Raw genomic sequence first — 13,088 nt, forward strand, 5'->3', positions numbered from 1 at the left:
TGATCAAGCCGGGACAGTACCAGAGCCCGCGTCACGCGATGCAGGGGTCGTACGGGGGAGGTGTCGTGCGGAGCAGGTGTCAGAAGACCGACTCGGCTTCGTCCATACGGGCCACCGGAACCGTCTTGAGCTCGGTGACCGCCTCGGCGATCGGCACCATCTCGATGTCCGTGCCGCGCAGCGCGGTCATCATGCCGAAGTCGCCGCGGTGGGCGGCCTCGACGGCGTGCCAGCCGAAGCGGGTGGCCAGCACCCGGTCGTACGCGGTCGGGGTGCCGCCGCGCTGGACGTGGCCGAGGATGACCGGGCGGGCCTCCTTGCCCAGGCGTCGCTCCAGTTCAGCGGCGAGGCGGTTGCCGATGCCGGTGAACCGCTCGTGGCCGTACTGGTCGATCTCGCCCTTCTGGTACTCCATCGTGCCCTCGGCGGGGTGCGCGCCCTCGGCGACGCAGATCACCGCGAACTTCTTGCCGCGGGAGAAGCGCTCCTCGACCATCTTCACCAGCGCGTCGATCTCGAACGGCCGCTCCGGCAGGCAGATGCCGTGCGCGCCGCCCGCCATACCGGACTCCAGCGCGATCCAGCCCGCGTGGCGCCCCATGACCTCGACGACCATGACCCGCTGATGGGACTCGGCGGTGGTCTTGAGCCGGTCCATGGCCTCGGTGGCCACGCCGACGGCGGTGTCGAAACCGAAGGTGCGGTCGGTGGCGGAGATGTCGTTGTCGATGGTCTTGGGCACGCCGACGATGGGCAGCCCGGCGTCGGAGAGCATCCGGGCGGCGGTGAGGGTGCCCTCGCCGCCGATCGGGATCAGCACGTCGATGCCGTAGTCGCGGGCGTGGTCCTTGGAGGTCTCACACGCCTCGCGCAGCCGGGCCCGCTCCAGGCGGGAGGAGCCGAGGATGGTGCCGCCGCGGGCGAGGATGCCCGCCACGGCGTCCAGGTCGAGCTTGCGGTGGCGGCCGTCGAGCAGCCCCTTGAAGCCGTCTTCGAAGCCGATGACCTCGTCGCCATGGCCGGCCACGGCACGGTGGACGACCGAACGGATCACAGCGTTCAGGCCGGGGCAGTCGCCGCCTGCGGTGAGAACTCCGATGCGCATCGTGCTGTGTCTCCTGCTGCCTTCGGGTAGGTGTGAGCCAGTCCGATTGTTTCATGGGCCCGGTGGTGCTGTGTCCGTCTCTGTACCCGTACCTGAGGAGCGCCTTATCGATGCCCGCAGGTATTGTCAAGGGGACGGGGCCGCCGATACGGCCGTTTTTAGGGAAGTTTCGACGGAAGTTTCGACCGCACTTCAGGCCGGAGTGTCGACCATCAGATCGGAGTGCCAGGCGTGACGCGCAGCGTGTACGTGACCGGGATCGAGCGCGGCGACGGCCGCCAGGTCGTCGAGCTCGGGGTCATGGAGCTCCTGACCCGCCATGTCGACCGGGTCGGCGTCTTCCGCCCCCTGGTGCACGACAACCCCGACCGCCTCTTCGATCTGCTGCGGGCCCGCTACCGGCTGAGCCAGTCGCCCGAGTCCGTCTCCGGGATCACCTACGACGAGGCGTCCGCGCTCCAGGCCGAGCGGGGCACCGACGAGCTGGTGGCGCATTTGGTCGGCCGGTTCCACGAGGTGGCCCGCGAGTACGAGTACGTGCTGGTGCTGGGCAGCGACTACGCCGCGACCAGCCTCCCCGACGAGCTGGGTCTCAACGCGCGGCTGGCCAATGAGTTCGGCGCCTCGGTGATCACCGTGGTCAGCGGCAAGGATCAGAGCGTCGAGTCGCAGGGCGCCGAGGCGCACAACGCGTACCGCGCCTATGAGGCGCAGGGCTGCGATGTCGTCGCCGTCGTGGTGAACCGGGTGGCGCCCGGCGACCGGGACGCCGTGGCCGAGCGGCTGCGGGACAAGCTCCCCGTCCCCTGCTACGCGCTGCCCGAGGACTCCTCGCTGTCCGCGCCGACCGTCTCCCAGGTGGTGCGCACCCTGGGCGCCGAGGTGCTGCTCGGCGACCACGCGGGGCTGTCCCGGGACGTACGGGGCTTCGTCTTCGGCGGCGCCATGCTGCCCAGCTTTCTGCCCGCGCTGACCGAGGGCTGTCTGGTGGTGACCCCCGGCGACCGCGCCGACCTGATCATCGGGGCGCTGGCCGCGCACAGCGCGGGCGCCCCGCCGATCGCCGGGGTGCTGCTCACCCTGGACGAGCGGCCGGGGGAGGACATCCTGGCGCTGGCCTCCCGGCTGGCCCCGGGCACCCCGGTGGCGGCCGTGGCGGGCGGCAGCTTCCCGACCGCGGCCGAGCTGTTCGCACTGGAGGGGAAACTGACCGCGGGCGCGCCGCGTAAGGCCGAGACCGCGCTCGGCCTCTTCGAGCGGCATGTGGACACCGCCGAGCTGACCAACCGGATCTCGGTCGCCCGCTCCGGCCGGGTCACCCCGATGATGTTCGAGCACGAGCTGATCGAGCGCTCCCGCGCGGGCCGCCGCCGGGTCGTGCTCCCCGAGGGCACCGAGGAGCGGGTGCTGCGCGCCGCCGATGTGCTGCTGCGCCGCGATGTGTGCGACCTCACACTGCTGGGCGAGGAGGACGCGGTCCGCAAGCGCGCCGCCGAGCTGGGCATCCAGCTCGCGGACGCGCAGATCATCGATCCGCAGACCTCGCCGCTGCGCGATCGCTTCGCCGAGCTGTACGCGCGGCTGCGCGCCCATAAGGGCGTCTCGTACGAGCTGGCCTACGACGTGGTCGCCGACGTCTCGTACTTCGGCACGCTGATGGTGCAGGAGGGCCTGGCCGACGGCATGGTCTCCGGGGCGGTGCACTCCACCGCCGCCACCATCCGGCCCGCCTTCGAGATCATCAAGACCGCGCCGGACGCCCAGATCGTCTCCTCGGTCTTCTTCATGTGCCTGGCGGACCGGGTGCTGGTGTACGGCGACTGCGCGGTCAACCCGGATCCGAACGCCGAGCAGCTGGCGGACATCGCCATCCAGTCGGCGACGACGGCCGCCCAGTTCGGCGTGGAGCCGCGGATCGCGATGCTCTCGTACTCCACCGGCACCTCCGGCTCCGGCGCGGATGTCGACAAGGTGCGCAAGGCGACCGAGCTGGTCCGTGAGCGCCGCCCGGACCTGCTGGTCGAGGGCCCGATCCAGTACGACGCCGCGGTGGACGCCGCGGTCGCGGCGACCAAGCTGCCGGACTCCGAGGTGGCGGGCAAGGCCACGGTCCTGATCTTCCCGGACCTGAACACCGGCAACAACACCTACAAGGCGGTGCAGCGCTCGGCGGGCGCGGTCGCGGTCGGCCCGGTGCTCCAGGGGCTGCGCAAGCCGGTGAACGACCTGTCCCGCGGGGCGCTGGTCCAGGACATCGTCAACACCGTCTCGATCACCGCCGTCCAGGCCCAGACGCCTACCCCCGTCTCCCCCGTACAGAAAGCACCCACCGCGTGAACGGCTCCCGAGTCCTCGTCCTCAACTCCGGCTCCTCGTCGGTCAAATACCAGCTGCTCGACATGGCCGACGGCTCCCGGCTCGCCTCCGGCATCGTGGAGCGGATCGGGGAGGGCCCCGTCGCCGACCACTCGGCCGCCCTCAAGCAGGTCGCCGAAGAACTGGCCGCGCAGGGCCTGGGCCTGGACTCGCCCCAACTGGCGGCGGTCGGCCACCGGGTGGTGCACGGCGGTACCCGGTTCACCGAGCCGACCCTGATCACCGACGAGGTGGTCGAGGAGATCGAGAAGCTGGTGCCGCTGGCCCCGCTGCACAACCCGGCCAACGTCACCGGGATCAAGGTGGCCCGCGCACTGCGCCCGGATCTGCCGCAGGTCGCGGTCTTCGACACCGCGTTCCACGCCACGATGCCGGAGGAGGCCGCACGCTACGCCATCGAGCAGGAGACCGCCGACCGGTACGGGGTGCGGCGCTACGGCTTCCACGGCACCTCCCACGCGTATGTCTCCCGGGCCACCGCCGCGCTGCTTGGCCGGGACCTCTCCGAGGTCAACACGATCGTGCTGCACCTGGGCAACGGCGCCAGCGCCTCCGCGGTGCGCGGCGGGGTGTGCGTGGACACCTCGATGGGGCTGACCCCGTTGGAGGGCCTGGTCATGGGTACCCGTTCGGGCGATCTGGACCCGGCGGCGATCTTCCATCTGGCCCGGGTCGGCGGGATGTCGGTCGACGAGATCGACACCCTGCTGAACAAGCGCAGCGGTCTGCTCGGCCTGTGCGGGGACAACGACATGCGTGAGATCGGCCGCCGGATGGGCGAGGGCGACCCGGCGGCTCAGCTCGCCTTCGACGTCTACGTCCACCGGCTGCGGAAGTATGTGGGCGCGTACACCGCGGTGCTGGGGCGGGTGGACGCCATCGCCTTCACCGCGGGCGTCGGGGAGAACTCCGCGGCGGTGCGGGAGGCGGCGATGCGCGGCCTTCCCGCGTTCGGCATCGAGGTGGACGCGGTGCGCAACGCGGTGCGCGGCGCCTCGGCGCGGCTGATCTCCACGGAGGCCAGCCGGGTCGCGGTGGCCGTCGTGCCCACCGACGAGGAGCTGGAGATCGCCAGCCAGACCTTCGAGCTGGTCGCTGCTTAGCCGCTGCTGGGTCGCCACCTGGTCGCTGCTTGGTTTCCGACTGATCTCCGGCCGTTCGGCGGCTCTTGCCCCGGCATTGCGCCGCTGTCCATAGCGTAAATATTCCGCTCCGAAACAAACGGATAGGATCCGTCTCATGCGCCGTTCCAAAATCGTCTGCACTCTGGGCCCCGCCGTCGACTCCTACGACCAGCTGAAGTCGCTGATCGAGGCCGGGATGAACGTGGCCCGATTCAATATGAGCCACGGGAGCCACACGGAGCACGAGGAGCGGTACCACCGCGTCCGCAAGGCCTCCGAGGAGACCGGGCGCGCGGTCGGCGTGCTCGCCGACCTCCAGGGCCCCAAGATCCGGCTGGAGACCTTCGCCGACGGCCCGGTGGAGCTGGTTCGCGGTGACGAGTTCACCATCACCACCGAGGACGTACCGGGCGACCGGACGATCTGCGGCACCACGTACAAGGGCCTGCCGGGCGACGTCTCCAAGGGCGACCAGGTCCTGATCAACGACGGCAATGTCGAGCTGCGGGTCACCGCGGTCGACGGCCCGCGGGTCAAGACGATCGTCATCGAGGGCGGTGTGATCTCCGACCACAAGGGGATCAACCTGCCGGGCGCGGCGGTCAATGTGCCCGCGCTGTCCGAGAAGGACATCGTGGACCTGAAGTTCGCCCTGGCGATGGGGTGCGACATGGTCGCGCTGTCCTTCGTCCGGGACGCCGGCGACGTCCGCGATGTGCACCGCGTCATGGACGAGGTGGGGCACCGGGTGCCGGTGATCGCCAAGGTCGAGAAGCCGCAGGCGGTCGCCAACATGGAGGAGGTCGTCGCGGCCTTCGACGGCGTCATGGTGGCCCGCGGCGACCTGGCCGTCGAGTATCCGCTCGAGAAGGTCCCGATGGTGCAGAAGCGCCTGATCGAGCTGTGCCGGCGGAACGCCAAGCCGGTGATCGTCGCGACCCAGATGATGGAGTCGATGATCACCAACTCGCGGCCGACCCGCGCCGAGGCGTCCGACGTCGCCAACGCGATCCTGGACGGCGCCGACGCGGTCATGCTCTCCGCGGAGTCCTCCGTCGGCGCGTATCCGCTGGAGACGGTCAAGACGATGTCCCGCATCGTCCAGGCCGCCGAGCAGGAACTGCTCTCGCGCGGTCTGCAGCCGCTGGTCCCCGGCAAGAAGCCGCGTACGCAGGGCGGCTCGGTCGCCCGCGCGGCCTGTGAGATCGCCGACTTCCTGGGCGCCCAGTCGCTGGTGGCCTTCACCCAGTCCGGCGACACCGCCCGCCGGCTGTCCCGCTACCGCGCCCAGCAGCCGATCCTGGCCTTCACCACCGATGTGGCCACCCGCAACCAGCTGACGCTCAGCTGGGGCGTGGAGTCGTTCGTGGTGCCGTACGTGGAGCACACCGACGCGATGGTGGACCTCGTCGACGCCGAGCTGTCGAAGCTGGGCCGCTACAACGAGGGCGACACCATGATCATGACCGCCGGTTCGCCCCCCGGCGTCCCCGGCACCACCAACATGGTCCGCGTGCACCACCTGGGCGGCGAGAGCAAGTAGCCCCGCCGCCGAGCGGGCGAACGAGCCCCTGAGCGGACGGCTGACGCGCCGGTGGGCACCACCCCGGGCTGGGGTGGTGCCCACCGACGTTCGCCCTCCCAAGGGAGGGCCTTGCGGCTCCCGAACGGGTCTGCGTTCCGGGGTTAATCCCCCGTCTTGTAGATATGCATGCCGGGGATGGCCAGGTCGCCGCCGAACTGCCCGGCCTGGGTGACCGTCACATCGGTGAAGAACACCTCGGGGAGGTTGATCGGCGGCGGGGTCTTGGGGCTGAAGGTGATCGGGACGATCCCCAGCAGGTTGCCCGACAGCTCCTCGGTGTACATGGTGATCGGGCCGTTGCTGAAGGTCGAGGTGGAGCCCTCGCGCGCGGCCACGTGGGTGGTCGTACCGCCGGCCCCGACCGTCAGCTGGTGCAGATCCTTGATGTCCACGCCGGAGGCGGTGAACTTGAGGACCTTCTTGACCTGCCCGCTGTACGTCTTGACCTCGACGATGCCCTTGTAGTCGAGACCGTGCAGGGTCAGCAGGGTGCTCTTGAGCGTCCAGGGCTTGTCGGGCAGCAGGCTGGAGGTCGGCTCGGTCTCGGCGTTCTCGTACGCCTCGGCGTCGTACGTGGGGCAGGGGAACGGCTCCTTGCCGTCCTTGTCACGGTCCCCGGCCTTGGAGGAGGACGAGGAGGAGGGGCCGGGCGACGGAGTCTTGTCGGCCTTGTCCTCGGCGTCCTTGTCCTTGGCCGCGTCCGTGGCCTTGTCGACCGTGTCCCCGGCCTTGTCGACCGTGTCCTTGGCCGTGTCCCCGGCCTTGTCGGCCGCGTCCTTGGCAGGGTCGGTCGTCTTGTCCGGCGAGCCGGTCGCGGAGGACGACGGGGTCGGCGTGGCGCTCGGCTCGGCCGTCTCGTCCTTGTCGCCCCCGGTGAAGATGTCCTTGAGCGCGTCCCCGAGGCCCAGCGGGTCCAGTGGGTTCTTGCTCTTGGACTCGGACGGGCTCGGCGAAGGGGACTCCTCCGGCGTCGAGTCGTCCGTCTTGCTGCCGGAGGAGCCGGAGTCGGCGGAGGACGTGGCCGAGGGCGTCGGCGTGGCGGAGGGCTTGGAGCCCTCGTCCGCGCTCTTGTCCTCGGAGCTCTTGTCCTGGCTCTTCGAGCCCTTGGCCCCGCTCTTGTCGTCGGAGTCCTTGGAGTCCTTGGAGTCCTTCGACTCGCCCGCCGCGTCGGTGCTCTTGTGGTCCTTGGCGTCGTCCTTGTCCGCCTCGTCGGGCTGGGTGACGCACGGTCCGGGCTTGTAGCGGTCCTCGGCCCTGGAGGTCGCCTGGGCGAGCTGCGGGGTCAGCCCCATGCCCATCAGTACGGCCGTCGGCATGGCGGCGAGCGCTATCGCCTTGCCGGCGGGCACCTGAAGGCGGGTGAGCATCGACTTCTTGGGGGCCGCATGCCGCGGCCCCGTTCTCGCCCGGCGTGGATTCGTGACGCTCGCACCCTCCGACTGCTCTTGTTCACCCCGCACGGTGCCTCCCATCCCTGGATTCCTGGTCCCGCGCGGCCCCCGCGACGGCCGGCTCCGGCTCGCCGCCGCCCGCGCCGTCCCCAGCGTCCGCGTCGTCCACACCGTCCGCGCCGTCCATGGGCGCGGGCCCCGCGTCCTGCGCGGGCTGCTCGGTGGGCGTCTCACCCGGCGCCCAGGCGACGCTCATCCCGCCGCCGAACAGGGCGAGCAGGAAGCCCACCACGAGGCCCCCGAAGTTGGCCACAGGGATCGAGACCAGACCGAGCAGGATGGTGGCGACTCCCGCGAAGACCCGCACGACGGGCTGGAACCACATGGTCAGGCCCAGCACTATCAGCAGGACTCCGATGATCAGCGCGCCGGACCCCGTGGTGGTCGACATCCGGACGGTCATCTGACCCAAGGTGATGTTGGCATACGGCAGGTACCCGATCGGCAGCCCGGCCAGCATGGTCAAGAGCCCTGCCCAGAACGGGCGCTGCCAGCGCCAATGCCTGAAAGCCAGGCGCAGACGGCTGATACGGTCACGCGCCCCCGGCGACTCGGCACTCAATGAAAACAGCTCCCTGGGGCCGGCGATCTGGACGATCGCAAGTGTTCTGATGCGGTACTGATGGACGCGGTGCTGATGCTCCGACACCGCTGAGCGATGCCGGGTGAGGGGCGGCTGACACGGCCCCCCACCCGCTCAACGGGTCAGAAGCACTCCTTGCCCTTGCCGCTGCCCTTGTAGATCTTCATGGAAAGGCCGGGGAGCTTGAACGTGCCCGCGTTGGTCGCCCATGCGGTCTGCTCGACATCGGTCAGCTTCGCCGTGTCGGCTTCCTGACCGAAGGAACCGGGGTCCTTCTTGTTCGAGTCGTTCGTCGGGCCCTTGGACGTGTCGCCGGCCGCCACGCCGATGTTGATGTTGCCGAACACCGCGTCAGCCTTGAGCTGGTCGAGGTCGATGAAGAGGTTCTTCGCCTCCACCTTCTTGCCGTCGCCGCCGGCCTCCAGCCTCAGCGTGACATCGCCGAAGAGCGGGACCGGGACCACCACGGACTGGCACAGGCTTTCGATCTTGGCGTTCTTGAACGCCGACACGGCGACGGGAATCTTCTTGCCCCCGTGCTGGGTGTCAAGCGTGCCGTACTGAACAAAGCCCCTGCCGTCGAGCTCCTTCACCTTCACCTTGAACTGCTGGCCGGACACGCTGAACGAGGCCGCGAGCGCACCCTGCGCGACGGCCACACCGATCGCCGCCGTGGCAGCGACGCTCGGCACCATGACAACGGCGAACCGCTTCCATCTGGTCCCGCCACGAGCCTGGGACTCCATGACTTTCCTCCTTCTCGGACGTACATCTCCGGCTGGGGCCGAGGCCCGAGCCTGGGATGGGAGAAGTGCTACGTCCTCGGGAAGGAGAGCGCCCACGTCTCACAGGCGCGAACCGCACCCGAAACACCGGCGATCACCCCCGAGCGACAACCACTGGCCACGCCTTCGCGCAACCTCCTGGACAGGCCCTGCCGGTCAGCAGAGACCCCCCTGTCCACGGCCGACGCCACTGCCGCCGGCCTACCCGGTGGGGACCCATCGCACCGACCGCACCGACCGGATGCCGGGCTGCGGGAAACGGGACCGAGCTTGGCCGATCGTGGTGCATTTACGGGCAGGTGCACAAGGGGTTCGTTACTAGCGAGTAACGGGCGGATAACCGTGCTGCGGCAGACTGGTAGAGGCCGAGCACTCTCGGTCGCCGTCACATGCCCGAAAAGAGGGGGAGATTCACACCATGCCCGGACAAAAACCTGACGCACACTTACCGTCAGTTACAGCGACCGCGTTTACCAAGTTTTGGTAAAGCGCGGCCGCTTATTTGTTTGAGGTGACAACGGTCAGAACAGCACGCGCGCCAACGCGCCCCGCGCCGAGACGACCCGGGGATCGTCCGCGCCGATCACCTCGAAGAGCCCCAGCAGATGGAGCCTTGCCGCCTCCCGGTCCTCCCCCACCGTGCGCCGCACGGTCTCCACCAACCGCCCGAAGGCGTCCTCCACATGACCCCCCACCAGGTCCAGGTCCGCCGCCGCGATCTGCGCCGCCGGGTCCGCGGGATTGTCGGCCGCCGCCTTGCGCACCTGCTGCGCGTCCGTCCCCTCCACCCGGCTCAGCAACTCGGCCTGCGCCAGGCCCAGCTTCGCCTCGGTGTTGCCCGGGTCGTCCGCCAGCACGTTCTTGTACGCCTGCACCGCGCCGCCCAGATCGCCGGCGTCCAGCGCCTCGTGAGCCGCCGCGAGCGCACCGTCGTACGGGGTCGCGGGCTGCTGCGCGACCGCCTCGGCGCCGTCGTCACCCTCGTCCTGCACCGGGACGCCCACAATGCCGAACTGCTGCTCCGCCGCCTGGATCAGCTGGTCGAGCACCTGCCGGATCTGCGCCTCGGGCGCGGCGCCCTGGAAGAGCGGCACCGGCTGACCGGCGACCACCGCGAACACGGCGGGGATGCCCTGCACCCCGAACTGCTGGAAGAGCATCTGGTTGGCGTCCACGTCGATCTTCGCCAGGACGAAGCGGCCCGCGTACTCCCTCGTCAGCCGCTCGAGGATCGGGCTGAGCTGCTTGCACGGCTCGCACCACTCGGCCCAGAAGTCGATGACGACCGGTACTTCGGTGGAGCGCTGCAGGACATCCTGCTGGAAACCCGCCTCGTCGACGTCGAAGACCAGACGGGTGGGGGCGGCGCCGCCGCCCGTGCGGGCCGCCTCGGCCCGCGCCTTCTCCGCCTTCTGCTTCGCTTCTCCGGCCGCCTTCACCGCGGCGAGGTCGACCACTCCACTCATGGACATGTTCCGTGGCTGCATGGTCCTATCCTCCCCTCTTCCCGCGGTGAATGGAAAAGCGCACCCTTACGCTACGACTCGTAGCGTAACTGGAAGCGCCCTCGGAGATCCAGGGGGTCAAAGTGGACGTACGGGTAAGGTCACGGACATGAGCCCGCCAGCACGGCGCACCGGCCGCCCCCGCAGCGCCGAGGCCGACCGCGCGATTCTCGGCGCGACGCGGGCCGCCTTGGTCGAGCTCGGCTGGTCCAAGCTGACGATGGGCGATGTGGCGGCCCGGGCGGGCGTGGCCAAGACCACGCTCTACCGCCGCTGGACGAACAAGAGCGAGCTGGTCGTGGACGCGGTCGCGGCCCTCCTCGACGAACAGCTGGAACTGCCTGATCTGGGGTCGCTGCGCGCCGATGTGGAAGAGACGGTGCTCCGGTTCGCCGCACTGCTGACCCGCCCGGAGGCCGGGACCTCGCTGATGGCCGTGGTCGCCGAGGCCACCCGCGACGAGGCGCTACGGGAGCGGATCCGCACCACGATCGTCAACCGGCAGAAGCGGCTGGTGCTGCTCGGCCGCGAGCGCGCCCAGGCCCGCGGCGAACTGCCGCGGGAGACCGACCCCGCCGCGGCGGCCCGCACCGCGGACATGATCTTCGATGTGATCGCGGGAGCGGTGATGCACCGGACGCTGGTGAGCGCCGACCCCGTCGACGCGCCCTGGGCACGCGACTTCGCGGAGGTGCTGCTCTGCGGCTTCCCGGCGGTGACGGGAGGGGACGAGGCGGGGCCGGCTCAAAGGCCGGCCACCGCTCAGAAGCCCGCCGGCTCCGTATAGCTGCCCCACTCCTCGCGCAGCGCGCCGCAGATCTCGCCGAGGGTCGCCTCCGCCCGGACCGCCTCCAGCATCGGCTCGATCATGTTCGAGCCGTCGCGGGCGGCGACCAGCAGCTCCTTCAGGGCGGCGGCCACCCGTGCGTCGTCGCGGGCCTCCTTACGGGCCGCGAGCACCCGCACCTGCTCGCGCTCGACCTCATGGCCGACCCGCAGGATCTCCAGATCGCCCGTGACCGAACCCTCATGGCAGTTGACGCCGACGACCTTCTTGTCGCCCTTCTCCAGCGCCCGCTGGTACTGGAAGGCCGATTCGGCGATCTCGCCGGTGAACCAGCCGTCCTCGATGCCCCGCAGAATGCCCGAGGTCATCAGCCCGATGGGGTGCCGTCCGTCCGGCACCGCCCGGCGGCCGCGCTCCTTGATCCGCTCGAAGATCTTCTCGGCGTCGGCCTCGATACGGTCGGTCAGCGCCTCGATGTACCAGGAACCGCCCAGCGGGTCGGCGACATTGAGGAGGCCGGTCTCCTCCATCAGCACCTGCTGGGTGCGCAGCGCGATCTCGGCGGCCTGCTCGCTGGGCAGCGCGAGCGTCTCGTCCAGGGCGTTGGTGTGCAGCGAGTTGGTGCCGCCGAGCACCGCGGACAGCGCCTCCACCGCCGTGCGCACGACGTTGTTGTACGGCTGCTGCGCGGTCAGCGAGACCCCGGCCGTCTGGGTGTGGAAGCGCAGCCACTGCGCCTTCTCGGTCTTCGCCCCGTACACGTCGCGCATCCAGCGGGCCCAGATCCGGCGGGCCGCGCGGAACTTGGCGATCTCCTCGAAGAACTCGATATGCGCGTCGAAGAAGAAGGACAGGCCGCCTGCGAAGGTGTCGATGTCGAGCCCGCGGGAGAGCCCCAGCTCGACGTACCCGAAGCCGTCGGCGAGGGTGTACGCGAGCTCCTGCGCGGCCGTGGCCCCGGCCTCGCGGATGTGGTAGCCGGAGACCGACAGCGGCTTGTACGCGGGGATGGAGCACACACAGTGCTCCATCAGGTCGCCGATCAGCCGCAGCTGCGGCTCGGGCTGGAACAGCCACTCCTTCTGCGCGATGTACTCCTTGAAGATGTCCGTCTGGAGCGTGCCGTTCAGTACGGAGGGGTCGACGCCCTGACGCTCGGCGGCGACCAGGTACATACAGAAGACGGGGACGGCGGGGCCGCTGATCGTCATCGAGGTGGTGACATCGCCGAGCGGGATGCCCTTGAACAGGACCTCCATATCGGCGGCGGAGTCGATGGCGACCCCGCAGTGGCCGACCTCGCCCAGCGAGCGCGGGTCGTCGGAGTCGCGGCCCATCAGCGTCGGCATGTCGAAGGCGACCGACAGGCCGCCGCCGCCCGCCTCGAGGATCATCTTGTAGCGCTCGTTGGTCTGCCCGGCGTTCCCGAAGCCGGCGAACTGGCGGATGGTCCAGGCGCGGCCCCGGTAGCCGGTGGAGTACAGACCGCGGGTGAAGGGGAACTCGCCGGGCCAGCCGATGCGGTCGAATCCCGCGACGCGGTCGCCGGGGGCGGGCCCGTAGACCGGGTCGACGGGGTCCCCGGACAGCGTCGTACGCGTCCAATCCCTCGGGGGCTGCGCCCCCGAACCCCCGATGGCCTCGCGCTTGCGGGCCGCGTCGTACCGGGCCTGCCAGCGTCGGCGGCCCGCCTCAATGCCTTCCGCGTCCATGACGTCAAATTTACTTGGACATCCTAGTAAATGTCGACGCGAAACGGGCCCCACCGGTCCGTTCGAGGGACAGCA

10 protein-coding genes are annotated in these 13,088 nt (G+C 69.9%); 4 read left to right on the forward strand and 6 right to left on the reverse strand.

The features are described from left to right. Positions 1-79: 79 nt before the first annotated feature. Positions 80-1,105, reverse strand: coding sequence for a 6-phosphofructokinase (locus ACFV2X_RS14630; RefSeq protein WP_089513030.1), 1,026 nt, complete (start codon positions 1,103-1,105; stop codon positions 80-82). A 231-nt stretch (positions 1,106-1,336) separates the two neighbouring features. On the opposite strand from ACFV2X_RS14630, the gene pta reads away from it, so the two are divergent. The 3 genes from pta to pyk all read left to right on the forward strand — a co-directional run bounded on the left by pta (position 1,337) and on the right by pyk (position 6,148). Further along, positions 1,337-3,442 carry a phosphate acetyltransferase gene (gene pta, locus ACFV2X_RS14635; protein ID WP_385615937.1) on the forward strand — a complete coding sequence of 702 codons (2,106 nt, stop codon included), beginning with the start codon at positions 1,337-1,339 and terminating at the stop codon, positions 3,440-3,442. Beyond that, positions 3,439-4,584: an acetate kinase gene (locus tag ACFV2X_RS14640; protein ID WP_385615939.1), complete on the forward strand. Its 1,146-nt coding sequence runs from the start codon at positions 3,439-3,441 to the stop codon at positions 4,582-4,584. Before pta ends, ACFV2X_RS14640 begins: the two co-directional genes overlap by 4 nt. Positions 4,585-4,720: 136 nt before the next feature. Continuing rightward, positions 4,721-6,148, forward strand: a complete 1,428-nt coding sequence (gene pyk, locus ACFV2X_RS14645) for a pyruvate kinase (RefSeq protein ID WP_385615941.1) — start codon at positions 4,721-4,723, stop codon at positions 6,146-6,148. A gap of 143 nt (positions 6,149-6,291) precedes the next feature. Here pyk and ACFV2X_RS14650 read toward each other — a convergent pair whose 3' ends face one another. From ACFV2X_RS14650 to ACFV2X_RS14665, 4 genes are all read right to left on the reverse strand, one after another. Then, complete coding sequence (locus tag ACFV2X_RS14650) at positions 6,292-7,557, reverse strand: antitoxin (RefSeq protein ID WP_385615943.1); 1,266 nt, start codon at positions 7,555-7,557, stop codon at positions 6,292-6,294. Positions 7,558-7,639: 82 nt separating this feature from the next. Further along, positions 7,640-8,203: a DUF6114 domain-containing protein gene (locus ACFV2X_RS14655; RefSeq protein ID WP_385615946.1), complete on the reverse strand. Its 564-nt coding sequence runs from the start codon at positions 8,201-8,203 to the stop codon at positions 7,640-7,642. 143 nt (positions 8,204-8,346) lie between these two features. Next, entirely contained in the window at positions 8,347-8,970 is a 624-nt protein-coding gene (locus ACFV2X_RS14660) for a DUF6230 family protein (RefSeq protein ID WP_385615949.1), read from the reverse strand. Positions 8,971-9,530: 560 nt separating this feature from the next. Next, positions 9,531-10,496: a tetratricopeptide repeat protein gene (locus ACFV2X_RS14665; RefSeq protein WP_385615952.1), complete on the reverse strand. Its 966-nt coding sequence runs from the start codon at positions 10,494-10,496 to the stop codon at positions 9,531-9,533. Positions 10,497-10,623: 127 nt separating this feature from the next. Here ACFV2X_RS14665 and ACFV2X_RS14670 point away from each other — a divergent pair, with 127 nt between their 5' ends. Then, a complete protein-coding gene (locus ACFV2X_RS14670; protein ID WP_385615956.1) occupies positions 10,624-11,301 on the forward strand; it encodes a TetR/AcrR family transcriptional regulator in 678 nt (225 codons plus the stop codon). Here the strand turns inward: ACFV2X_RS14670 and ACFV2X_RS14675 are convergent. Beyond that, positions 11,277-13,013: a methylmalonyl-CoA mutase gene (locus ACFV2X_RS14675; RefSeq protein WP_385615959.1), complete on the reverse strand. Its 1,737-nt coding sequence runs from the start codon at positions 13,011-13,013 to the stop codon at positions 11,277-11,279. The genes ACFV2X_RS14670 and ACFV2X_RS14675 overlap by 25 nt on opposite strands. Between the last annotated feature and the right edge of the window lie 75 nt (positions 13,014-13,088).

It is taken from the genome of Streptomyces sp. NPDC059679, from assembly GCF_042734105.1.
Lineage (GTDB): Bacteria > Actinomycetota > Actinomycetes > Streptomycetales > Streptomycetaceae > Streptomyces.